We start from the raw sequence: 25,280 nt of genomic DNA, 5'->3' as shown, positions 1-25,280 counted from the left end.
TAACTTTACCCCGTCTTTCACTTATTACTTTTCAGAATGAGTCTTCTACCTGTCAAACAATTACTCGCGTCGGAAACGACCGGCCACACCATCACCGTCAAGGGCTGGGTTCGAACCAAGCGGGAAAGTAAAAATGCCATTTTCATTGCCATCAACGACGGTTCGACCATCCACAACCTCCAGGCAGTTGCCGAACCGGGGCAGTTCAATGAAGAAACCATCCGGCTGGTCACCACGGGCGCGTGTGTCGCCATCACCGGAACGCTGGTGGAGTCGATGGGGTCGGGGCAGAAAGTGGAAGTAAAAGCAACCGATATTCACATCTACGGGCCCGCCGATCCGGACAAATTTCCGCTGCAACCCAAGAAACACTCGATGGAGTTTCTGCGCGAAATTGCCCACCTGCGCCCCCGAACCAATACCTTTGCCGCCGTGCTCCGCATCCGGCACGCGCTGGCGTTTGCCGTTCACCAGTATTTCAACGACAACGGTTTTTTCTATCTTCATACGCCCATCATTACGGCTTCGGATGCTGAAGGGGCGGGGGAGATGTTTCGTGTCACGACGCTGGACCTGGACAAGCTGCCGCGCACGGACGAAGGTGCCATCGACTACAAACAGGATTTTTTCGGGCGCGAAACCAACCTGACGGTTTCGGGGCAACTCGAAGGCGAACTGGGTGCGCTGGCGCTGTCGAAAATCTATACGTTTGGCCCGACCTTCCGCGCCGAAAATTCCAACACCACGCGCCACCTGGCTGAGTTCTGGATGATTGAGCCGGAAATGGCGTTCTACGAACTGGAAGACAACATGAACCTGGCCGAGGATTTTGTGAAATCCGTCATCGGCTACGCGCTGGAACATTGCGCCGACGATCTGGCTTTTCTGCAAAACCGCCTGATCGACGAGGAAAAAGCCAAACCGCAGGCCGAACGCAGCCCCATGCCGCTGCTCGAAAAGCTCGATTTTGTGGTGAAAAACGACTTTCAGCGATTGACCTACACCGAAGCAATCGACATCCTGTTGCAGTCAAAACCGCATAAGGAGAAGAAATTTCAGTATCCCGTCGGCTGGGGCATCGATTTGCAATCCGAACACGAGCGGTTTCTGGTCGAGAAGCATTTCAAAAAACCGGTGATCCTGACCAACTACCCCCGCGAAATCAAGTCGTTCTACATGAAGCAGGACGACGAGTCGTCGGCGGCTCCGGGGCCAACCGTTCGGGCCATGGACGTGTTGTTTCCCGGTATCGGCGAAATCATCGGCGGTTCGCAGCGCGAAGACGATTATGAAAAACTGCTGGCGCGGGTTCAGGAGGTCGGCATCGATCCGGCCACGATCTGGTGGTTTCTCGAAACCCGTCAGTTCGGTTCTGCTCCGCACTCCGGTTTTGGCCTGGGCTTCGAGCGGCTGGTGTTGTTCGTGACCGGGATGAGCAACATTCGCGACGTCATTCCGTTCCCCAGAACACCCAAGAGCGCCGAATTTTAAGCAGAAATGCCTGAATATCAGAAGGAGAGAGAAGCCGGTTTTTGGGCTTCTCTCTTTTTTTGGGCTTATTTTACCGTTTTTGCTTCCATTGTCCCGTTCCTGCTGCTGGTAAGTGTCACGCTTCTTGACAAATTGTTTCCTTTTTATTACTTTTAGTAAATCCAGTGCAACATTTTTTCAAATCCGTTCGTACTTGCTGACGAACCGGAATCTACCGATGCCCTTAACCTATGGGTATGTCTTAAATACTTTGACGGGATTTCCAGTAAGAGACTTTTGGTGTCTTTTATACTGAAAAACTGCGTCCAATTCTACTTTCCTAAGCCCCTTTTTTACCTGATTAATTCATGACGATTACTGCATATAGCGGTTATTTATACCCATATGTTGTATCGTTATGAGGTTACCGTGCGCTCGTTAAAATTGATAAAAGTAGAAATAATGCAAAAAATAAATGCTTTTATTCATTTATTAATTTGAACATACGAGCATAAATTTCCATTCCTTATCGTGCTGTTTTCGTTTGGTTAATTCTCGAAAAAATTATCTTTATTCGGGAAAATGGGAGATATATGCCTATTGAATTTTATTTTGTGTTTTGTCAAAATTGCAAAATTTAATAGTTGTTACTGGCTCGTATTTATACACATTTTGCACAGACTTGTATAAAATTGACGAGTTTGATTTGGAAACCGTGTCTTCCTTGTTTTAATGTTTTTTTAATTTTTACATTTAACGGCGTTTGTTTTTAACAGTCGCTTAATCTTAACCATAACTAATGATGAAAAAACATTTATTGTTAAGCCTGTTAATGGCTTGTACGACCTGGGTATGCGCCCAGGCTCAGGATCGAAAGATCAGCGGGGTCGTCAGGTCGGATGAAGACGGGACGCCACTCCCCGGCGTTTCGGTTGTCAGCAAGGGAACCACCATCGGCGGCAACACCGACGCCAATGGAACCTACTCCCTGAGTGTCTCGGGCAGCAATCCGATTTTGGTCTTCAGTTTTGTGGGCATGATCACCCAGGAAGTGCCGGTCGGAAACCGCTCGACGGTCGATGTAGTCCTGGTGTCGGATGCCCGGCAGTTGCAGGAAATCGTTGTAACGGCCCAGGGCATTGTCCGGGAGAAAAAAGCGCTGGGATACGCTGTGACTACGGTAGAAAGCAAACAGATTTCCGACCGTCCCCAAGCCGACGTCGGGCGGGTGTTGCAGGGCAAAATACCAGGCGTCAACATTACCGCCACCTCGGGCGTGTCCGGAACCGGCACCAACATCACGATCCGGGGCTATTCGTCCATCACGGGTTCCACCCAGCCGCTGTTTGTGGTCGACGGGATTCCGTTCAACTCCAGCACCAACTCCCGGGGCGGTTTTACGGGGGGCGGTCAGTCGGCTTCCAGCCGGTTTCTGGACCTGGACCCGAACAACATCGAAAACATCAGCGTATTGAAAGGGCTGGCGGCCACCGTCACCTACGGCGATCAGGGGCGCAACGGGGTGATTCTGGTAACGACCAAAAACGGCAGCCGAAAGGCGCGGGAGACCCAGGTAAGCCTGACGCAGTCGTTCTTTACCAACACCGCTCATCTTCCTGATTACCAGAATAGTTACGTCGGCGGTTTTCAGCAGAACCTGGGCTACTTCTTCAGCAACTGGGGACCCACCCTGGCCGAAGCCGCCATCTATCCGTCGCAGAACACCAACACGGCTCTGACCCAGCACCCCTACGCTTTTCTGAGTGTGGCCGCCACTCGGGCGGCTCTGGCTCCGTATGTCGCGTCGGTGAGTCCGTATGCGATGCAGGTATATCCGAACAACGTGAAGGACTTTTTCCGCACCGGCAAAATATCCAATACGTCGCTGAACGTGTCGGGCGGGGGCGAAAAAGTGAGCTTCAACCTCTCGGCCGGTTACAACAAGGAAGAAGGCTACATTCCGGAAAACGGGCTGACCAAGCTGAACCTGGGCCTGGGCCTGAATGCGCAGTTGAGCAAAAAAGTGAACATCATTTCGTCGTTCAACTTTGCCCGCACCGATCAGTATTCGCCCCCCCTGAATGCCGGAACCGGAAACAACTCCCTGGGTGGATTTCCGTCCGTGCTGGCCAACGTGATGTATACCCCGCGTCAGGTGGATTTGATGGGCTGGCCTTATGAGAATCCGGTCGATGCCAGTTCGGTGTATTTCCGGAGTGGAAATGACATTCCCAACCCCCGTTGGATTTTGAAAAATTACAAGACAACCGGCGTTGTGAACCGGCTTTTTGCTACCACCTCTATTAACTATGATATTGCGAAAGACCTGATTCTTGTCTACAAAGTCGGGTTGGATACCTACACTGAAAAACAGGAATATAAGTTCAACAAGGGGGGCGTTGATTTTGTCAACGGATTCTATAACACCTATGATATCCAGAACACCATCTGGGATAACAGCGTGATCTTGTCCTACAACAAATCGATCAACGATGGAGTCGTTTTGTCGGGACGGATTGGTGGTAACATGCGGAATGACGTGACGACCGGCCTTTTCGTGACGAGCCAGAATCAGTTGGCCCGGAATCTATTCCGCCACAACAACTTCATCGACAACGTAGCCGCGGATGGCATGACCGAACAAACCCGGATCGGGATCTTTGGTGAGATAACCGCCGATATCAAGGACTTTTTGTTTCTGAACCTGGCTGGCCGGAACGACTGGACATCGACCGTAGAAACACCGAACCGCCGGATTTTTTATCCCTCCGCCAGCGTTTCGTTCGTACCGACTTCGGCCTTTAAAGGCTTGCAATCCAGCAGCCTGATCAACTTCCTGAAAGTTCGGGCGGGGGTTGGAACTTCCGCCGGTTTTCCCAATCCATACAGCACCCGCAACGTGCTGAACCAGAACGCCAGAGCGTGGCTGACCTCGTCCGGGGCAACGGTACAAACCCACTCGGTCGACAACGGACTTGGCAATGCCAACCTGAAACCCGAGTTGCACACCGAAGTGGAGCTGGGCATCGAAGGGCGGTTATTCAACAACGCCCTCACTTTTGATGTGACAGCATATCAGCGCAACACCCGGAATCTGATTACCAGTACACCCCTGGACGCATCGACCGGCTATACCGCCACGACGATCAACATCGGGAAAATCCGGAACGAAGGCATCGAAATCAGCCTGTCGGCCACGCCTGTCAAAGTGGGCGATTTCTCCTGGGGCGTAACGGGCGTCTTCTCACGCAACCGGCCTAAAGTGCTTGATCTGGGCGGTACATTACAGGAAGTTCAGGTGGCCGGTTTTGGCGGAACGCTGGGGAATTATGCGGTTGTGGGTCAGCCTTTTAACGTTATCAAAGGCATCGGTTTTCGTCGGAACGACCAGGGGCAGTACCTGATCGATGCCGGTGGGTATTTGCTGGCGACCACCTCGCCGATTGTCCTGGGCGATCCCAACCCGGCGTTTACGAGCAGCCTCATCAACGAATTTAGTTTTAAAGGCTTATCGCTCAACGTGATGATGTCGTACCGGCACGGCGGAGCCATGTATGCCTCCACGGCGGGTGCGTTGCTGGGTCGGGGCATGACCACCGACATCGGACTGGAAACCGGGTTCGACCGGGCGCAAACGCTCGTGATTCCCGGCGTCAAACTGGCCGACGGAACCCCGAACGACATTCAGATCACGGCTTCGGATTTCTACTTCAACAACTACTATTTCTTCGGGGATGAAGGCCGGATTTACGACGGTTCTACCGTCCGTTTGCAGGAAGTATCCTTGTCCTACCAGTTACCAAAGAAACTGCTGGGCAAGACGTTTTTCAAAGGGATCTCCGTTTCCTTGACGGGGAATAACCTGTGGTACAGAGCAATACATATTCCGAAGGGGCTCAACTTCGACACCGACAACCTGGGGTTGGGCGTTGGCAACGGCATGGGCTTCGAGTTTCTGACGGGGCCGAGTTCCAAACGGCTTGGCGGAACGTTGCGACTGACTTTCTAAACAGAAAACCGGCTACAGACGCTGAATGACGCACGTTGAGTGCTTCATCATTCATTCAAAAAATAAATCAATCAACCGATGATCAAGAAAATAAGCACAACCTTGTTGGTTTTGTGTCTGGTCGTACTGAATTCCTGCAAACTGGATTTATTGGATAATCCGAATGCGGTAACGACCAGTAATACCGACATCAACTACCTGCTCAATCAAATCGAGCTGAGTTACGCCGGTCACTTTAATTCGCTGAGTGATCCGGGCATGCGACTGACCCGGATGCTCAACCAGGGGTCGGCCATTTATGACAATGCGGTTTCACCGGGCAACTTCGACGGTGCCTGGACCACGGCGTACGCGGCCATTCTGACGGACGTGAAAACCATTATTCCCCTGGCCGAAAAGGCGGAATTGTTCGTTCATGCCGGCATTGCCCGGACGTTGCGGGCCTCCGTTCTGATCAATCTGGTGGATGCCTTTGGGGATGTCCCGTACACGGAAGCGATCGACCCGACCAACTTCAACCCGGGTGTCGATGCGGGCGCTACCATCTACAAATCGGCATTGGCGGAACTGGACGAAGCCATCAAGAACTTTGCCGCTACCTCCAAAGCCGGAGCTACCAACGACTTGTTGTATGCCGGGAATGCCGATAGCTGGACGCGGTTTGCCAACACGCTGAAATTGAAAGTCTACCTCAATATGCGGTTGACCGACGCTGCGGGTTCAACCACGGCCATCAATTCGCTGATTGCCGGGGGAAAATTGATTTCGACGGCGACGCAGAATTTTGCGTTCAAATTCGGGTCCAACCTGACCAATCCGGATACCCGCCATCCCCGCTACGGAGGGCAATATTCATCGACCGGGGGCGGTGATTATCAGTCGAATTCGTATATGGGAACCCTGTATTCATCCAAAGGTTTTCCGGACCCGCGCATACGGTATTACTTCTACCGCCAGACGATCAAAAATCCGACGGATGTCAATGCCTTGCGGTGTGTGAACAACTCAAAACCGGCGCACTATTCGGATTCGGATGTGTTCTGTCTGCCCTCGACAGTTGGCTATTGGGGTCGCGATCACCTGAGCAACGAAGGGATTCCACCCGATGGGTTGTTGCGGACAGCCTGGGGCGTTTATCCGGCGGGTGGTTCCTTCGACAACGACGCGGGTGTCCCGGTTTCGCTGGGTGCCGGTGGGGGTGGAGCGGGCATTCATCCCATCATGATGCGGTCTTTTGTGGATTTCATGCTGGCCGAGTCGGCCCTGACGTTAGGCACAACCGGCGTGGCGAAAGACCTGCTGAAATCGGCGATTGAAAAATCGATGGCGGATGTGCGAACCCTGGCGCTGGGCACCAACGAAGCCGGCAAAATCGCGACCTTCGAAGCGGCAAGCGGCACGGTCTGGGCCACCGAAGTGACGAAGTATGTCACCAAAGTCCTGGCCGACTACGATGCCGCCACGACTAATTCCCAGAAACTGAACGTGATCGGAACGGAATACTGGCTGGCTTTGCACGGAAACGGCATCGAAAGCTACAACCTGTATCGCCGGACGGGCAAACCGTCCAACCAGCAACCGGCGCTCGACCCCAGTCCGGGCGGTTTTCCCCGCTCATACTACTATCCGGCTTCCTACATCACCCGGAATGCCAAAGCGGTGCAGAAAGCCAACGTGACCACTTCCGTTTTTTGGGATAATAACCCGGCCGGAATGCTAAAATAGCCCCGTTACCAGTACAAAAGAGCGTTGATTATTCATTCAAAAACATACTTATAGATGAAAAAATATATGGTCTTTCTGTTTTTAGGGTTGTTCGCAATGGCCTGTGAAACAGACGTAATTGATCGGATCGATGAACCCAGCATGGAACAGGGCGGGTATGTCCGAACGGTGACGCCCTATCCCGTTACCAACGCGACCTTTAGTGCCAGTAAAGCCAATATGAGCGGTACGAAAATGGAAATTTTGGCCGAGGCTGTCACTCCGAATCAGGGTGCGTTGTTTGCTTCCTACGATTTGTCCATTGCCTTTGTGGACGCGACGCCGGCCAACGGAACCAAAACCACGACGGCGGTCGTCCTGAAGTCCATTGCTGCTTCGGCGTTTGCGAAAGATGCCACCACGGGGTATCCGCGAGCCACCATTTCCGTAACGGGAGCTGAGGCATTGGCCGCTACAAAACTGGCACTGACGGACATCTCAGCCGGTGATCGGTTTGACATTACGGCCGTGATGAAATTGACGAATGGGAAATCGTATACGGCCAGCAATACCGGTGTCAACATTACCGGCGGAGCTTTTTACAGTTCACCCTTTGCCTATCGTTTGAATGTGGTGAATTAACGGTTTTATGATTTTTAAAAGGGCGAATCTTCCTGAGATGATTCGCCCTTTTATTTTTATATCTATATTCGTATAAAACAGGATTCTATGAATACGTATCTATGTAAATAAAATAAAGCTTAAACCCAGAAAGTTTAAGCTTTAAAAATATCATTAACCTAAAAAAATATAGTGAATATAATGAAATATAGTTATTAAAAATGAATACATAAAGTATATAATAACTAGTAGATGTTTTTTATAAAATATGGTTGAAATTGTTATATAAATAGCAGGATAAACTAATTTAATTCTTTCCATTTTTGTAGATATTTTTTTCTTCGTTAATCGTCTTTGCATTATTCGTTTCTCGAAAGCTAGATCAGGAATAGGCGAAAGGGCGGTGAAAAATCGGCCATTGAAGTAGTAAATTCTGAGAACCAGCGGCTTTAGTCAGGTGTGAATACCCGTATGGATTGCCAATGAAGTGCTGTTTTTTCAATGAATTTCCCGGGCCGATTCTGAGTGTTCTGCTTTTTGTTATGGTCTCCTGTGGCCGTAATCAGGACGCGGAGCAGAAGCGGGAAAAGAAAATCTCGGAATCCATCGCCGTTTTGGGGGCTTTGCCGAAGTCGGTTACCGATCCGCCGGACAACCCGACGAATGCGAAAAAAGTCGAGCTGGGGCGGTTTCTGTTTTATGATCCGGTTTTGTCCGGCAACCGGGATGTCGCCTGTGCCACCTGCCACCAGCCGGAATTTAATTACGCCGAATTTCTGGAAACCTCCATTGGTGTCAACGGAACCGGCAGCGACAGCAAGCGGCAGTTCCGGCTTCCGAACACCATTCCGTTCGTCAAACGAAACTCCCAATCTGTTCTCAACACGGCCTTTAACGGAATCCAGAACCAAGTCGACTATGATCCCCGGCTAGCTCCCATGTTCTGGGATTTGCGGGCCAAAAGTCTGGAAGAACAGGCCTTGCTGCCCATCAAAACACTCGAAGAAATGCGCGGACATTCGTTTGCGGAAGAAGCCGTTCTGGACGAAATTATCGCCCGAATCCGCCGAATCCCTGAATACCAGACGCTGTTTTCCGAAGCGTTTTCGGGCGAAGCAAACCCGGTTCACGCCAAAAATATGGCGAAAGCGATTGCCGCCTATGAACGAACGCTGGTGGCCAACAACTCCCGCTTCGATCAGTACATGCGGGGTGACAGTAACGCGCTGTCGCTGAGTGAAAAGGATGGGCTGAATCTGTTTCTGAGAACCGGCTGTGCCAAATGCCACAACGGCCCGATGCTGTCCGACTTTAAGCTGCACACCCTGGGCGTTCCCGACACACAAAACCGGAAAGAATCGGATACCGGTATTAACAACGACTATGCCTTTCGGACGCCAACCCTGCGCAATCTTCGCTATACGGCCCCCTACATGCACAGCGGAAAGTTCGTCACGCTGGAACACGTTCTGCAGTTTTACGAAGATATTTCGGGCGGAAAAATTCTCAACCCGCACGTTTCAGCCAGCCAGATGGACCCACTGGCCACCCAGATGAACGTGAATTTCCGCGACATTTCCGGCATCGTTGAATTCCTGAACACGCTTAATGACGACACCTTCGACAAAACCGTGCTGACGCGTGTCCCCAGCGGCCTGAAAGTCAAAGGCAATATGGATTGAGCGGGTTTACTTCAACGTCTCCTTCAACCACGAAAAAAACTCCCGCTGCCACACCAGCGCATTCTGCGCACTCAGCACCCAGTGGTTTTCGTCGGGCAGATAGAGCAATTTGCTTTTGATGCCCCGCAACTGGGCGGCCTGAAACGCCTGCAAACCCTGCTCGATCGGAACGCGGTAGTCGCGGCCCCCCTGAATGATGAAAATCGGCGTGTCCCAGCGGTCCACGAAGTTGCTCGGCGACTGGCTGTAGGTACGCTGGGCGGCTGCGTTCTTTTTGTCCCAGTACGATCCGCCAAAGTCCCAGTTGACAAAAAATAGCTCTTCGGTAGTGCCATACATGCTCTTGAAATCGAAGACGCCATCGTGCGAAATGAAGGACTTAAACCGCTTGTTGTGAACCCCCGCCAGCGCAAAAACCGAGTAGCCGCCAAAACTCGGACCGACGCAGCCCAGGCGGTTTTTGTCCACATACGGTTCGTTGGAAACGGCATCGATGGCGCTCAGATAATCCCGGATCACCTGCCCACCCCAGTCTTTGCTGACCTGCTCATTCCACTGGGTTCCGTGTCCGGGCATACCCCGGCGGTTCGGTGCCACCACGATGTAACCCTGCGACGCCATTAACTGAAAATTCCAGCGGTAGGAGTACATCTGGGTCAGTGCCGATTGCGGGCCACCCTGGCAGTACAACAGCGTCGGGTATTTTTTGGACGCGTCGAAACCGGGCGGATAAATGACCCACACCAGCATCTTTTTGTTGTCGGTAGTCGTTACAAAACGGCGTTCGGTTTTGCAGATTCCGGTGGTTTTCAGCACGGCATCATTCACGTGGGTGAGCTGCGTCATCGCGCCGTTTGCCAGATCGACCGTGAACAATTCGGTTGGTTGGTTCATGTCGGTGCGGGAAACGACGAGGGTATTGGCCGCTTGCCCGACGATGCCGGTGACGTCGAAATCGCCTTTGGTAAGCTGCGTAATGATCGGCATCATTTTCGTAAGCCCCGGATACGTCACCTTGAACAACTGAATCGTGCCGTCGATGGGTGCCGTGAAGAAAAGCGCAGAACCGTCCAGGCTCCACTTAAACCCCTGAACGTGAAGGTCGTCGCGTTGGCCGGTCAGGTTCATTTTGGTGATGCCGTTCCAGACGATCAAATCCTGTTTGTCAGCTTCGTAGCCGTCGCGTTTCATTTGCAGCCAGGCCAGTTGCCCTTTGGCGTTGTATTCAGGATTGACATCGTAGCCTTTGTTTTCTTCGGTCAGATTCTTGGTCGTTCCCGTCGTGATGTCGTATTCGTACAAATCCGTATTGGTACTAACCGCGTAGGCCGTGCCGGTTTTCTTCTTGGTCACATACACGATGTGTTTGCCGTCGGGATTCCAGATAAAATCTTCGTCGCCACCGAACGGTTTTTGCGGGCAGTCGAACTTTTCGCCCGGCATAATGTCCTTGCCCGCTCCCGGTTTTCCGTTCACCAGTGGAGCCACAAAGACGTGGTCGTATTTGCCGTCTTCCCACGTATCCCAATGGCGGTAATTCAGTGAGGTGTAGACGTACGCATTCGATTTTTTCAGATCGGGATATTTGTCGGTGCTGGTAATGTCTTCCAGTTTTACGGCCTCACTGCTGATGATAAACTTGCCATCCGACGAAATTTTCGTGTTGACCAGCAAGCTGTCGGCGTTCGGGATTTCGGTTGCGGTTCCACCAGTCAGCGGTATTCTATAGGTTTTTCGAATGCTTTTGTTTTCCTCCGCATTGGGTGTACTGACGGAATAGATAACCGAGTTTTTGTCTTTGGAAGTGCCCAGCCCCGACACCCGTCCCCATTTCCAGAGTTGTTCGGGGGTGAGCGGATTTTGCGCCTGCGTGGCCAGTGAGAGCAGCAAAAAGCCGCCAAGCCATCCTGTTTTTTTCATGGGAAGTCAGAAGAAGTCTTTCGGCTTCAAACTTACGGATAATCCGGCATTTTTGGACGGCGCGCCCATCGACCCGTTTCCGGTCTGTAGAATCGCCGGGTGTAACTGATCAAAAGTAGGTCGCTACTTGGAAAAACTATTGTTATTTTTTGTACAGGCAATCAAAAACTTGCCTTATGTTTACAGTCCATTTTAGGGGAAAAACGGGCCGGATTTCGTATTTTTGAAAACTGAACCAGGCTCGTCCGGCTCCCCTGAACTCGGTTTTGGGTTCTTTAATTTTTACCGGATGAAGCGGTTTTTAGGCGTATTTTACCTCCTGTTGGCGGGCATACAGGGTTCATTTGGCCAGGGCTATCAGCAGGTGAAGGGGCAGGTTGTGGACCAATCGACGGGAAAACCGGTCGAATTTGCCTACATCAGCGTCAGTGGCAAAGCCTGGGGAACCCTGGCGAATCGGGAAGGGCGCTTTTCGCTGAACTACCCTAAAATCGATTCGCAGAAAGATGGTGTCATTTCGGCAGCGGGTTACCAGAATGTCATCGTGCCCTTTCGAAACCTGAAACCGGTCGATTCCGTTGTTATAAGGCTGGAACCCGTGGTCAGGACCCCACTGGCGGTTTCGTTCCGGAAACAAACCGACGGGCGGTTGCTGGTTTTTTCGGCCCTGAAAGCCATTCGTACCAATTTTCAGGCGACACCCACCGCGTTAACCGGTTTTTACCGCGAGACACTTTCGACCGACACCGCTTGCTGGAACGTGCGGGAAGCCATTCTGAAAGTGGAAAAGCTGCCCAGTGTACAAAACGAATTGCCGGAAAAAGTAAAGCTGGTGAAAGGGCGGCAGGCTGTACGGAATCCGCTGCCGAAAGCGTTGGAAGGCTACGCGTTTCCGAACGGAGCCACCATTGTGACGCGCAGCATGGACCTGGGGCCGCCGGAGTACTGGGACGGCGACAACCTGAACGATTACGAATTCCGGCTGGATTCGGTTCTGACGGGCTGCGACAACCGCCCGGCTTACCGGCTGGCGTTTGCCCCGGTGGCGGGTCGGCGGGTTCGGGTGGCCCGGAAAGGCGAGGTGCTGATCGATACCGCCAGCCGGGCCATCGTCCGGATTGCGTATGAATTTACACCCGAAGCCACAAACGAAGTGTTGAAAACCAATCTGAAAGCGGTTTTTGAGAACTTGAGCGGGCGTTCGAAAAAGGAAGTAAAGCGGATTTATAGCCATAGCCAATACCGCCAGTTGAATGGCAAATGGTTTTTGCAGGACGCACGGCTGGTGCTGGAAACGCAGTTTTCAGTTGCCGCGAATTCGCCGATGATGGCGGTTATTGACTTGCATTTTGGCACCGGTGAATACGCCAGATCCAACGGTCAGGCCGTTAAAGAAATGGAAGTGCTGACGACCACCGAAAACCTGCCGAAGCAGAACGGCCGATTGGACGACCGCTTCTGGGGGAATTTCAATACCATTCTGCTGACGGATGCCGAACGGCCCTGAAGCCCGCCCTGACAGCGGTCGAAGACCCTGTCAGCGGCAAGTCAGATTGAAAAAGGACCCGGCAGCGGCAGGTCAGATTGAAAAGACCCTGTCAGCGGCAAGGCAGATCGTAAAGGGCCGCTGACAGGGTCTTCGACCGCTGTCAGGGCGGGTAAAACCAACAAAACCAATGAACGAAACAAAAACACTGAAACCTGTTGATGTTCTGAAGCAATACTACGGCTACGACCGGTTCCGGCCCATGCAGGAAACCGTCGTCCGGACCTTGCTGGATGGCCGCGATTCGCTCGTGCTGATGCCGACGGGCGGAGGGAAGTCGGTGTGCTTTCAGATTCCGGCGCTGATGAAACCGGGTGTTTGCCTGGTGGTGTCACCCCTGATTGCGCTGATGAAAGACCAGGTCGAAGCCCTGTTGCTGAACGGAATTCCGGCGGCTTTTCTGAACAGCACCCAGAGCAGCCGCGAGCAGCGGGAAATTGAGCAGGATTGCCAGGCCGGCAAATTGAAACTCCTTTACGTTTCGCCCGAAAAAATGCTGTCGGAATCGTTTTTCGTATTTCTGAAGACCTTGCAAATCAGCCTGTTTGCCGTCGACGAAGCCCACTGTATTTCATCCTGGGGGCACGATTTTCGCCCGGAATATACGCAGTTGGCGATGCTGAAAAAGCATTTTCCGGACGTGCCGGTGGCGGCTCTGACCGCCACCGCCGACAAACTGACCCGCCAGGACATCATCAACCAGCTTCACCTGAACGATCCGGCGGTTTTTGTGGCGTCCTTCAACCGCCCGAACCTGAGCCTGAAGGTATTACCCGGACTGAAACGCATTCAGCAGATCGAACGGTTTTTGGCCCTGCAGCCCGATAACTCCGGCATTATCTACTGCCAGAGCCGGAAATCGACGGAAAGCCTGGCTGCCAAACTGCAGGAAAAGGGCTACCGGGCCGGCTACTACCACGCCGGGATGAGTGCCGAAAGCCGCTCGCAGGCACAGGAAGAATTTGTTCGGGACGACATTCGCATCATCTGTGCCACCATTGCCTTTGGCATGGGCATCGACAAATCCAACGTGCGCTGGGTGATTCATTATAACATGCCCAAAAACCTGGAAAGTTTTTACCAGGAAATCGGTCGGGCCGGGCGCGACGGTTCTGCCGCCGATACGGTTTTGTTCTACAGCTTTGCCGACGTGGCAAGCTGGAAGGAAATGTTGTCCGAAAATGCCCCCGCCAATCTGGGGTTGCAAATGGCGAAACTGGAGCGGATTCAGCAGTATGCCGAAGCGCATTCGTGCCGGCGTCAGGTTTTGCTGAGTTATTTTTCGGAAGAACTGAGCGAACCCTGTGGCAACTGCGATGTTTGCCAGAATCCACGGGTGATGTTCGACGGCACCGTGCTGGCCCAGAAAGCCCTCTCCGCGATTGTCCGGCTGAAGGAACAGGTGCCGGTCAATACGCTGATCGACGTCCTGCGCGGTTCGCGGAACCAGACCGTGATGCAGAATAATTACCACCTGATTAAAACCTACGGCGCGGGCAGTGATCTGAAATTTGACGAGTGGCGGAGTTATATCCAGCAACTCATCAACATCGGGGTTATTGAGATTGCTTACGACGACCACTATTCGTTGCGACGCGGGATTCTGGCGGATGCGGTTTTGTTTCAGGATCGAAAAATCCAACTGATCAAGCCGGAAGATGCGGCCCAGCTCAAGTCCGAACAAAAACCGAAGACCAAAACCGAGACGGTTCGCGACGATCTCTTCGAGCGGTTGCGGGTGTTGCGGAAACAACTGGCCGACGAACAGAATGTGCCGCCGTATGTGGTTTTCACGGATTCGTCGCTGGAGGAAATGAGCCGCCTGCGCCCCACTACGCCCGAAGCCTTCCGAAATGTGAGCGGGGTGGGCGACCGGAAGCTGCAATTGTTCGGGAAACGGTTTATGGAAGTCATTGCCGGGTTTTTGACCGGCCAGGCGCGTGAAGGCACGACCTTGAAAGGTTCAACGCATTTACTAACCTTCGAACTCTACCAGCAGGGCAAAACCGTTGACGAAATTGCGGAGGAGCGGAAGCTGTCTTCGTCGACCATCGCGATGCATTTAATCTACCTCGCCGGCAACGGATATGAGGTCGATCTGGCGGCTCTGGTCGACACCGCCGACCGCCTTGAGATTGAGCGGGCCATTGCCCGGGTGGGGGTGGAAAACAACGCGTTAAAGCCCGTGTATGATGCGTTGCAGGGGCGCTACGATTACACCAAAATCCGGATTGTGGCCGCCCTGCTCGGCCGTATTCTCTGAGTATTCTATGGCGTTAGTAGGATTGCCGTTTAGTAATTTATACAGACCTGAATTTGGTAAAGTCCAGAAAATCAACTAGCTTCGTATGAATGACTTTTTATTAAACCGTGACCGTCGTGTTGACGTAAACAACAACTAAGTCTGTTTTGATAAAAGAAGCAAGTATTATTCTGATGCTGTCGACGCTTAAAACCATTGGTTTGTCGGCACCTCTGGACGTACATTCAAGAGAGTTTACGTCCCACTCCAATGGCACCGTTAGTGTAAGGTTGCCGGGAACTGAAACCATCCAAAGTTTACAACCCGTTCAATTTTGCGGGGAGTTTGTTCCCCTTCGGCAGTCCAATGTTACCAGACGTTGGGTAACGGTTTTGCTTAAACAATCCCGTCATCGGGATTATCTGCTCCGGCTTCGGAAACGGGCGGTTAAGTTTTTTCCGGTCATCGAACCCATTCTGGCCAAGTACAACATTCCCAAAGACTTTAAGTACTTGCCATTGGTTGAAAGCGACTTGTCGGGCACCAGCACATCCCCCAAGGGTGCAGGTGGCTACTGGCAGTTGATGCCCCAAACCGCCCGCGACAATGGCCTTATTGTCAGACATGGACTCGACGAACGGAGGGATCTTTACAAGTCGACCGTGGCCGCCTGCCGGTACCTGCGTGAGTTGCACCGCGAATTGGGTTCCTGGACGCTGGTTGCGGCCGCTTACAACAGTGGCGTTACCCACGTTCAAAACCGCATCGACCAACAGGGCATCCGGAGTTATTACAACCTGCGGCTCCACCGCGAAACCAGTACGTATCTGTACCGTGTGTTGGCCTATAAAGAGTTGCTGACCCGCCCCAGGATGTACAGCGATATGTTGAGCCCCGCCGTGCTGGCCGATCTGACCCGGCCTTTACCGGGCGAGCGTTTCCAGCCGGGTGTTGAACCCATTATTCATGCCTCCGGCGAACCGGGTCTCGAACCTGAGCCTACCTGGGGACCACGCAGCCGGAATCTACTGGAAGAAGCCCTCGCACAAATCATTGGTGAATCGGAAGATACCAGCGGTGCTTCGGATGCCGGTTCCACGTCCATGACGGCTTCTGCCGCCCAAACCCCGACGGCGATGGCCGGATTGCTGGGTCTGCGGGTGCTGCGGTTCCGCCGAACGCGGCTGTGGCAGGTTTTCCTGGCCGCCAAACGCAAAATGCAGCCCCTCTTCGATTGGGATTGGGTGTAGTAATCGAAATGATTTCAGTATAAAAAAGGGACGCTTGCGTCCCTTTTTTATTGATAATAAATTGATTGTCAAGTTATTTTAGGGGTGACAGAACAGGAGGGACAGGAATGGATTTTGCCCTGTCAGGGGCTTAACAGCGAAGCATCGGTAGGTACAAAGAATGACCCGATTTCTTTGCGTGCCATCAGGCACGCGACAGCCCTGTCTCTACCGAATGCTATGTACCTGACGGCACATTGAATGATTGAATCACCTGATCGATCTACCGACGCTGCGCTGTTAAGCCCCGATAGGGCATCATCTTTGGTAAATAAAGGAATGAAGCCAGTAGAAAAGTAACTTTTAGTGAACGAATAAACTGACTTCCGAAATCGATTTTCGAAGCTGTGCGGTTTCGGCGTTACTCTCCATCATTCCCGGCGTCTAAGCATAAATTTCCTGGTCGCTATGCGTTTGTGGTTCGGAATGATGTTGATAGTCGGGATCAGTATTGGTTCGGGAGCCTACGGCAACAATAGCCTGGTGGACTCCGTCGGAATGTTGCGGGAGAATGAATTACCGCCCCTGTCTTTCTGCGGAGAAACCGTGCCGACACAGGAGCAGCAGGTTGCCCGGCGGTTGATGAAGGCGCTGGCGGACCATGCGACCCGGAACCGGGCGTTGTACCGGTTGCGAATTCGGGCGGCTGGTTTCTTTGCTGCCATCGAACCCATTCTGGCCCACTACCAGATTCCGCCGGATTTCAAGTACCTGCCACTGGTCGAAAGTGCGCTGCGAAGCCGGGCGGTGTCGCCGAAAGGGGCGATGGGCTACTGGCAATTGATGCCGGCCACCGCCCGCGAACTGGGGTTGACCACCCGGGTTGGTCGGGATGAACGGCAGGATCTGCAAAAATCAACCAATGCCGCCTGCCGGTATTTGCGGTATCTGCACGATCAGTTGGGGTCGTGGACGCTGGTCGCGGCTGCCTACAACATGGGAATCGGCAATTTGCTGAAAAACATCCGGCGGCAGCAGGAGACGGATTATTATTACCTCAAACTGAACCCGGAAACCGGCCATTACCTCTACCGGATCGTGGCGTTTAAAGAACTGCTTACAAACTACCGGGCTTATGATCACCTGATCGACAGCGAAACGATTGCCTATCTGAGCAGTCCGTTGCCGGGCGAAGAGGTGGATGATCCCGACGCCGATTTGCTGTCGGAGACGCTGGCTGAGGAAGCAGTAGGCCCGGCGGGCACTACCGCACTCGCCTTGCCTGCGCTGCCGGACGAATCGCGCCGGAAAGTGGATGAGATGCAGTTGGCTAAGCTATCGGCACTGGTTCACAACGGTTTACGGGCGAAGTTGGTGGAAGCGGGCAAGGTAGAAGTGGGGCAGGTGTGGACGTTCACGCTGATTCGGGGAGTCGAGTTAGAGGGCATCCGTTTTGAGGAGGGCGATTTGCTGTATGCCTTGCTGGAGGACGTGGACGTGACCAACGGCAGGATGTATTTTCGCACCCGGAAGGTCTGGTCGTTGAAAAACCGCACGCTAACGTCTCTGCCCCTGATCGCCGTCGATGTTTCAACGGGAGAAAGTGGAATCCCGTTGCCGGATCTGGAAGCGTTAAAAGCGGGGTGGATTGTGACCTGGAAGGCCTTATAACATCTCTTATAAACGTTTAAAATCAATAACTCGTCGGCAGGTAAATCCGAAAAACCGCCCCCTGGCCTTCCCGGCTTTCTGCCAGAATCGCTCCAAAGTGGTTTTCGACGACTTTTTTTACGATCGCCAATCCCAGGCCGGTTCCGGCGTACTGGCTGTTCTGGCTGTGTAAACGCTGGAAGGCTTTAAAAATCTGGTGGCGGTATTCGGTTTTGAAACCAATCCCGTTGTCCTGAACGCTGATTTCAAAAAACCGGATCGTTTTCTGGAGCGGTTTCAGCGCGACGGGCAGAACCGGAAAGACCAGCCCCGCCGGTAAGTCACCCAGTCGCACCTCCCGAAACGAAATTCGAATGTGAGGGGGCGTGTTTGGGAACGAGAATTTCAGGGCATTGATGAGCAGGTTCTGAAACAGTTGCCGCAACTGGCTGACACTACCGTTGATGGTGGGCAGTGAATCGACTTCAATGACGGCGTTTTTATCCTGAATCATTAGTTCCAAATCCGACAGCACATCGTTGATCAACGAATTTAGTGATACTGCAACCGGAGCGGGTTTTTGCGTAGAAAGCCGGGAATACATCAGCAAATCCTGAATCAACCCGGACATCCGGCTGGCGGCCGACTGCATTCGCTGCAAAACCGTGGCGCCATCGCCTAACTGACTCCCATACTGATCGAGAAGCAGATCGCCGAACGCCTGAATTTTCCGCAGCGGTTCCTGCAAATCGTGGCTGGCACCATAGGCAAACTGTTCCAGCAGTTCGTTGGATCGCAGTAAATCCTCATTGGATTTCTTCAACCGCAGTTCCTGCAATTTGCTCTCGGTGATGTTCATAAACGTGATCACAATCTGGTCGGTGCTCTGCCGGACAGCGGCCACCGTGAACCAGGCTTCCAATCCGTTTGCGTCGATGTAATACTGCGTCGTTTGATCAGTTTTTCCCGTATCGGCCACCCGCTGGTAGAATTCGAACAGGCCGGATTCGATGTTGCCGGGAAAAACCGCCAGCAGCCGGTGTCCGGCAATTTTCTCGGGTGGCAGAAACAGATCCCGTTCGACAGCCCGGTTGGCGGTTTGCATCAGGAAGTCGATGATCTGCCCGGAGTCGTCCCGTATCGCCCGCATGGCGATGGTACTATTCAACGATGCATCCAGCGTTGCCTGCAAGAGTTCAGCCTGTTCCTGCTGGGCCACTCTGGCCCGTTTCTGGTCGGTAATATCCACAAATGAAAGCACGATACCCTCCTGCAGAGGAGTGGCAGTAATGAGGAAACAACCGTCACAAGCCTGGTCACCATAGGGAAATTCAACAATTCTGGACTCTTTTGTTTCAATTACGTCGACATACTGTTGAAACAAGCCCAGTTCCCTTGCGTTCGGAAACCAGTGCGTCAACGGCTTTTCCATGATCTGGCTCCGTTCGATACCCAACAACTGAGCGAGACCCTGGTTGGCAATCCGATACGAAAAATCAACGATTTGGGCCTGCTCGTTGCGCATCGGGACACAATACGCCATGACATTTTGTGAGGCATCCAGGATGGCCTGCATCAGGACAAGCTGTTCCTCCGCAGACGGGCTATTTCTAAAGTGGGTTGGGGTAGAACTCATAGCGTGTGGATCGGTGCGACTTCCTTCCGAAATAAACTAATGGAAACCGTCTTTTGTGTCGTCCGGTGGCTAAAAAAGTAGCGAAGAAGCGGAGCGATTGTCGTTCGCTATGCCTTTCCACGAAAAAACCGTACCTTAGCACGCCTATGAAAACGGGTGAAAATCCGTTCATTCCCTACTCCTCAACTCAGGCAATGAAACGAAACGCATTGATCGGTATATTGATATTTCTGGCCGCCGGGGTGGCCGTGGCTCAAAAATCGGTTCCGGTAAAAAGTACCTGGACCAGTGTGCCAACTGCTACCGGAGCAACCGCCGACAGTACGTCGCGTCCGGAAGTTTTTCTGGAAAACGCGAAAGTCCACGTGGTGGCCGTGAACAATGCAGACAAATTGTTCCTGACATTCCAGTTGGACAACGACCAGGATCAGTTTAAATCCCTGCTGTTCGGCAGCACCATCTGGCTCGATCAGAAAGGCAAGAAAAAAACCTGGCGCGGTATTCAGTTTCCGCTACCCGAAGAAATGGACCCCGCAACCGGGCGCCCCGTGGCGTTGGGCGCCAAAGCCGGCCCCACGGATCGGTCGACGATGACGAAGCAACTGATTGACCGGAAAATCGAGATGAAACTCATCCACCTTGTCGCCGAAGACGAAATGCTGGTGTCGGCCACCGGCGATCCGTCCGGCATCACGGGGCGACTGGAAGACAAAGCTGGTCGGCTGGTCTACCATCTGACGATTCCACTGGCCTTGCTCAATGCCAAACCCGGTTCGGGAACACCCCTCGCCATCGGTTTTGAATCCGGCGTTCCGGAACGGCCCAAGCAGAGTTCGTCCAATTCGAGCAACATGGGCATGGGCGGCATGGGTGGTGGCATGTACGGTGGCGGGATGTATGGCCGACGCGGCATGTACGGCGGAGGGGGTGGAGGTGGTTTTAGTGGCCCCACAATGGCTCCGACCCGGTTTGCGTTAACGGTGGAACTCGCGGCTCAGTAAGCGTAATAACGACCTGAAACCGCAAAATTCAATTTGAAAATTTTCGCACAAAGTAGCAAGATTCCAAGGATATAGTATATTTGAGTAAATTTTACCGAATAAAGATTTGTGAAACGGTTTATCTCCTTCGGTTTATTCGTTGTCTTGCTTTACCACATGCTGGGGCATCTGCTGGTGCTTGTCGGTGTGCAGTGGCAGGAACAGCATGAATTGTCGGAACGGGTTACGGTTTTTTCATCGGTCGATCACATTGTCGAGTTTCAAATACCGCTTCAAAAACACCCCAATGAGGCCATTCTGACGCAGAGCAAACCGGAAGGGTTTAAATACCGGGGCAGTTTCTACGAAATTGTTAATCTGGATGTCTCGGGCGATACGCTGCACATCTCCGGCTACGTCAACCAGGCCAAATCGTTCTTTCAGCGCGATCTGCTTTCCTTCGTGAAGGAGCAGTTTGCCACCGGCGCATCCGAATCGGCTAAAAAAGCCAATAACCTGCTTAAATTGTTTTTAAAGGAATATTCGCCCATCAACCGCGCCCGTACCTGGTTTTTCCTGTACGACTGGAACGAGAAGCTGGTGCGAATTCCGTCGTTTACTTCCCATTTGTCGACCCGCAGTCTGCCGGTTTATTCTCCTCCCCCCGAGTTGTTGTCCTGATGGATTCATTGATTCGCCGGTTTCCTGCGACCCCCAGGTCGTGGCTGAATCGTGCGCATTCATTCTCGTAACCCGCTAAGCAGTTGTGGTTTATCCTTCGTGGCCCCGAAATGGGTTCGACGGTACATTCCGTACGCTGCCGGGTATTCATCACTGGTTTCTTATCCATCCGTTGGGCGGTTGGTGGGCTTTTGGCCGCACCCGCCACCCACGTCATGACCATCTCAGACAACTCAAAACAATGAAAACGTTTTACCGATTTTCAATGGCCTTTTTGTGCCTTTCAATCTTGTATTACCAGGCATCGGCGCAGGGCTGCGTAGCCGTTCGGCACATGGGCTGTGCCGTTCCGGGCAATGCCACCTCGGCCGATTTTTTCAAACAACGCACCGGCCAATGGCAGGTGAACATGGGCTACCGGTATTTCCGGTCGTTCCGGCATTTCAAGGGCGACGTCGAGCAGAAAGAACGCCTGGAACAAAACACCGAAGTAATCAACCTGTCGCACGCCCTCGATCTGGGCGTCACTTACCTGGCAACGCCCCGTTTATCCTTTTCTGTGAACCTGCCGATTCAGTACAACGACCGCTCGTCGCTGTATGAACATTATGGTAATTCGCTGACCGCCAACCCCGAACAAAAGCGTTTCCATACCTATTCGCAGGGTATCGGCGATGTACGGATTTCGGGCAGCTACTGGCTGGTGAATCCGGCGAAACTCTCGAAAGCCAACCTGGCGCTGGGGGTGGGTGTTAAACTGCCGACCGGCAATCCGGGCGTAACCGGCGATTTTCACAAACTGGACAAGGAAAAACGAGACTACATCGTCAACAAACCGGTCGATCAGTCGATTCAGTTGGGCGACGGCGGTGTGGGCTTCAGTGTGGAAGGTCAGGGCTATGCGCAGCTTACCGGCGGTCTGACGGCGTATTTTTCCGGTTATTACCTCTTCAATCCCCGCGAAACGAACAACGTGCTCCGCAGCCCCGAAGCAACGACCATCGATCTGGTGACGGGCTATTTCTCGGTGGCGGATCAATTTGCCGCCCGGGTGGGTCTAAGCCAATCAATATCCCTGATTCCGGGGCTGGCCGTGATGCTCGGCGGTCGGGTAGAAGGCATTCCGTCTTCGGATGTTTTTGGGGGAAGCAAAGGATTCCGTCGTCCCGGCTACATCGTGGCTGTTGAACCCGGCCTGGCCTACATGCGCGGAAAATTCTCGGCCACGGCGACTGTCCCGGTGGCGCTCTACCGCAACCGGATCAAGAGTTACTCCGACAAACTCGATCCGCTTGGCGTTCGTCACGGTGATGCGGCTTTTGCCGATTATTCCGTGTCCGTTTCGCTCAGCCGCTGGTTCTAGACATCTCTTATCGGTCTTTCCGACACGTATCCACCATTTAATATCATGAGGAATTTTATCAAATTGCTGATAGTCAGTGCGGTATTTGCCGTGGTCGAGGCAAAGGCGCAAATGCCGCACGATGCCATTTACATGGGCAAAGGGGCGGTCTGCGTGGCCGCGATGTATGGCAAAAGCACCTGGACCGACTACTGGGAAAACTCGCTCAAACGCTCCAATTCCAACATCGGCACGCATACGACCCAAAACGTGATGCTGATGCCTGCCATTGGAATCACCAACCGGTTGAACGTCATTCTGAGCCTGCCCTACGTCTGGACGGAAACCAGTGCCGGCAACCTGCTGGGCCAGAAAGGTCTTCAGGATCTGTCGGGCTGGTTGAAATACCGGATTCTGTCGACGCACGGTTTTTCGCTGCATGCCGTAGCGGGAGCCTCGTTGCCGGTGGGCAATTACGTTCCGGATTTTCTGCCGATGTCGATTGGGTTGCAGTGCCGGACGGTTTCGGGGCGGCTGATTGCCAATTATAAACACCCGAAAACCGGTCTGTACATTAATGCACACGGCACCTACCTCTGGCGGAGTAACATCAACGTCGACCGCGATGCCTACCAGGCCGACGACCGGGTGTACAACACCAACGAAGTAAGCGTTCCGAACGCCTATGATGCGGGGCTGCGGCTGGGGATTCTGCGAAAAAAATGGCAGACCGAACTCTGGGCCGAACGCAGTTCCTGCACCCACGGCGACTACATCCGGCGACACGACATGCCGTTCCCGACCAACAACATGCAGGCGACGACAGTGGGATGGTACGGCAAATTGCAGCCCAAAAACATCGGCGTCAACACCCGGGTGGGCTACGTTACCGACGGCCGGAATGTCGGGCAGAGCACGAGTCTGATGGTCGGGGTGCTGTATCTGTTTAAGTTGTAAAAAGGATGGACGGGCAACCGCGTTCGATTCGTTGCCCTCCGATTAACCAGGAAAAAGTATGAAAACCTATAGGAGCAGGCTAAAAAGAGCGGTCGGCGTTTTTGCCACGGTGGCTGTTTTGACGTCTTGTGACAAAACCATTGAAGAACCTCAGCGGGTGGGGTATGTCCCCGCATCGGTTGACGAAAAAGCGGGTGCCTGGAAAACGTATCAGCTAACCTCCGCCACCGAAATACCGGTGGCAGCCCCTAAAGCGGTTTCTTCCCCCGAATACGTGGCCGAACTGGCCAGTTTGAAGCAGAAATCGGCCAGCCTGACCAAGGAGCAACAGGAAGCCGTCGTTTACTGGGGAGCCGGGGCCGTTTACCGCTGGAATGAGATTGCGCGCGAACTGGCGGCCCGGTATAATATTCCACCGGCCTACAACGCCGAGGGGAAATATCCGGTGCCCGATGCGGCTAACCCGCTGGCTGATCCGAAGTTCCCATTTGCCAATCCGCCGTATGCTTCCCGGGCGCTGGCGTACCTGAGTGTGGCGCAGTATGACGCGCTGGTGGCGGCCTGGAACTACAAATACCAGTTTAAACGGGCCGCACCGTCAAAAACCGATGCCACGATTCAGGTGGCCTTACCGGTTTCCAGCATTCCGACCTACCCCTCGGAGGATGCCGTCGTAGCTGCCGCTTCGGTGACGATTCTGAAGGCGATGTTTCCGGGTGAGGTGCCGTATCTGGAAGCCCGCATGAAAGAACACCGCGAAAGCCGTTTATGGGCCGGTATGAATGTAGAAAGCGATCTCGTGGCTGGTGTTGACCTCGGGAACGCCGTGGCAGCCAAGGTGATGGGCCGCGCCCGAACCGATGGGATGGCCGCTGCCAACAACCAGGCATTAACGGCGGGTATGATCGAAAAAGCCAAAGAACGGGGTCTTCGTGAAGTCTGGGTGAGCCAGGAATTGCCGCTTCGTCCGCCCATGCTGCCGAACTACGGTGCCGTCCTGCCGTGGAATTTCGCCAAAGCAGATCTGGAAAAACTGCGTGCCGTGCCGCCCCCGGCGCTGGATAGTCCGGCATTCCAAAAAGATCTGGAGGAATTGCAGAACATTCAGAAAAACCAGACCCGGGAACAGGCGCGGATTGCTAATTACTGGGCGGATGGAGCGGGCAGCTACACGCCCCCAGGTCACTGGCACCGTACGGCGGCCAATGTGAGCCACGAGGCCCGGCACAGCGAAGTTCGGATGGCGCGGACGCTGGCCCTGCTGGGAACGGCGGAAATGGATGCTGCCATCACCTGCTGGGACTCAAAGTATTATTACTACTATCCCCGTCCGCAGCAGTTTAAATTGAAGACGTCCGTGGGACTACCCAATTTTCCGTCGTACACCTCCGGACACTCGACGTTCTCGGGGGCGGCCGCAACGGTGTTGGGTTACTTATTTCCTGATCAGGCTGACACGTTTACGAAACAGGCCCAGGAAGCGTCCGTGTCGCGCATCTACGGGTTGATTCACTATCGCTTTGATTGTGACGCCGGTTTGAAGGCCGGAAATGAAGTTGGAAACTATGCCATCGTCCGGGCAAAAGCCGACGGATCCGGACTTTAAACCGC

The 25,280-nt window shown here is 53.2% G+C and carries 16 protein-coding genes; 14 read left to right on the top strand and 2 right to left on the bottom strand.

Annotation, left to right across the window (positions count from 1 at the left end):
* The first annotated feature begins 36 nt into the window (after positions 1 to 36).
* The 5 genes from asnS to DUE52_RS06065 all read left to right on the top strand — a co-directional run bounded on the left by asnS (position 37) and on the right by DUE52_RS06065 (position 9,486).
* On the top strand, positions 37 to 1,491 hold the full coding sequence (gene asnS / locus DUE52_RS06085) for an asparagine--tRNA ligase (protein WP_114405089.1): 1,455 nt from the start codon (positions 37 to 39) through the stop codon (positions 1,489 to 1,491).
* Between the two features lie 781 nt (positions 1,492 to 2,272).
* Positions 2,273 to 5,479 carry a SusC/RagA family TonB-linked outer membrane protein gene (locus tag DUE52_RS06080; RefSeq protein ID WP_114405088.1) on the top strand — a complete coding sequence of 1,069 codons (3,207 nt, stop codon included), beginning with the start codon at positions 2,273 to 2,275 and terminating at the stop codon, positions 5,477 to 5,479.
* A 78-nt stretch (positions 5,480 to 5,557) separates the two neighbouring features.
* Positions 5,558 to 7,204, top strand: a complete 1,647-nt coding sequence (locus DUE52_RS06075; protein WP_114405087.1) for a SusD/RagB family nutrient-binding outer membrane lipoprotein — start codon at positions 5,558 to 5,560, stop codon at positions 7,202 to 7,204.
* Positions 7,205 to 7,258: 54 nt separating this feature from the next.
* Entirely contained in the window at positions 7,259 to 7,825 is a 567-nt protein-coding gene (locus DUE52_RS06070) for a hypothetical protein (RefSeq protein WP_114405086.1), read from the top strand.
* A gap of 461 nt (positions 7,826 to 8,286) precedes the next feature.
* Positions 8,287 to 9,486, top strand: coding sequence for a cytochrome-c peroxidase (locus DUE52_RS06065; RefSeq protein ID WP_114405085.1), 1,200 nt, complete (start codon positions 8,287 to 8,289; stop codon positions 9,484 to 9,486).
* A gap of 6 nt (positions 9,487 to 9,492) precedes the next feature.
* Here the strand turns inward: DUE52_RS06065 and DUE52_RS06060 are convergent, their stop codons facing one another.
* The gene (locus tag DUE52_RS06060; protein WP_114405084.1) at positions 9,493 to 11,406 is read right to left on the bottom strand and encodes a S9 family peptidase; all 1,914 of its coding nucleotides are present in this window, start codon (positions 11,404 to 11,406) and stop codon (positions 9,493 to 9,495) included.
* Positions 11,407 to 11,695: 289 nt separating this feature from the next.
* Here DUE52_RS06060 and DUE52_RS06055 point away from each other — a divergent pair, with 289 nt between their 5' ends.
* The 4 genes from DUE52_RS06055 to DUE52_RS06040 all read left to right on the top strand — a co-directional run bounded on the left by DUE52_RS06055 (position 11,696) and on the right by DUE52_RS06040 (position 18,094).
* On the top strand, positions 11,696 to 12,913 hold the full coding sequence (locus tag DUE52_RS06055) for a carboxypeptidase-like regulatory domain-containing protein (RefSeq protein WP_133299774.1): 1,218 nt from the start codon (positions 11,696 to 11,698) through the stop codon (positions 12,911 to 12,913).
* Between the two features lie 169 nt (positions 12,914 to 13,082).
* Positions 13,083 to 15,215: a DNA helicase RecQ gene (recQ, locus tag DUE52_RS06050; RefSeq protein WP_114405082.1), complete on the top strand. Its 2,133-nt coding sequence runs from the start codon at positions 13,083 to 13,085 to the stop codon at positions 15,213 to 15,215.
* A 146-nt stretch (positions 15,216 to 15,361) separates the two neighbouring features.
* Positions 15,362 to 16,444 (top strand): lytic transglycosylase domain-containing protein, encoded by a 1,083-nt coding sequence (locus DUE52_RS06045; protein WP_133299773.1) that lies wholly within the window; start codon positions 15,362 to 15,364, stop codon positions 16,442 to 16,444.
* Between the two features lie 447 nt (positions 16,445 to 16,891).
* Positions 16,892 to 18,094 (top strand): lytic transglycosylase domain-containing protein, encoded by a 1,203-nt coding sequence (locus tag DUE52_RS06040; protein ID WP_229312078.1) that lies wholly within the window; start codon positions 16,892 to 16,894, stop codon positions 18,092 to 18,094.
* Positions 18,095 to 18,116: 22 nt separating this feature from the next.
* Here the strand turns inward: DUE52_RS06040 and DUE52_RS06035 are convergent, their stop codons facing one another.
* The gene (locus tag DUE52_RS06035; RefSeq protein ID WP_114405080.1) at positions 18,117 to 19,709 is read right to left on the bottom strand and encodes a sensor histidine kinase; all 1,593 of its coding nucleotides are present in this window, start codon (positions 19,707 to 19,709) and stop codon (positions 18,117 to 18,119) included.
* A 146-nt stretch (positions 19,710 to 19,855) separates the two neighbouring features.
* Between DUE52_RS06035 and DUE52_RS32575 the strand changes: the two genes are divergently transcribed.
* The 5 genes from DUE52_RS32575 to DUE52_RS06010 all read left to right on the top strand — a co-directional run bounded on the left by DUE52_RS32575 (position 19,856) and on the right by DUE52_RS06010 (position 25,275).
* Entirely contained in the window at positions 19,856 to 20,710 is an 855-nt protein-coding gene (locus tag DUE52_RS32575; protein WP_179954868.1) for a hypothetical protein, read from the top strand.
* 108 nt (positions 20,711 to 20,818) lie between these two features.
* Positions 20,819 to 21,370: a hypothetical protein gene (locus tag DUE52_RS06025; RefSeq protein ID WP_114405079.1), complete on the top strand. Its 552-nt coding sequence runs from the start codon at positions 20,819 to 20,821 to the stop codon at positions 21,368 to 21,370.
* A gap of 241 nt (positions 21,371 to 21,611) precedes the next feature.
* Positions 21,612 to 22,733, top strand: a complete 1,122-nt coding sequence (locus DUE52_RS06020; RefSeq protein WP_114405078.1) for a hypothetical protein — start codon at positions 21,612 to 21,614, stop codon at positions 22,731 to 22,733.
* Positions 22,734 to 22,778: 45 nt separating this feature from the next.
* Positions 22,779 to 23,669, top strand: coding sequence for a hypothetical protein (locus tag DUE52_RS06015; protein ID WP_114405077.1), 891 nt, complete (start codon positions 22,779 to 22,781; stop codon positions 23,667 to 23,669).
* 58 nt (positions 23,670 to 23,727) lie between these two features.
* On the top strand, positions 23,728 to 25,275 hold the full coding sequence (locus DUE52_RS06010) for a vanadium-dependent haloperoxidase (RefSeq protein WP_114405076.1): 1,548 nt from the start codon (positions 23,728 to 23,730) through the stop codon (positions 25,273 to 25,275).
* Positions 25,276 to 25,280: the final 5 nt, after the last annotated feature.

Source organism: Larkinella punicea, assembly GCF_003334855.1.
GTDB classification, from domain to species: domain Bacteria; phylum Bacteroidota; class Bacteroidia; order Cytophagales; family Spirosomataceae; genus Larkinella; species Larkinella punicea.
The sequence above is the reverse complement of the archived record's forward strand: the minus strand, read 5'-3'. Positions and strand labels throughout refer to the sequence as shown.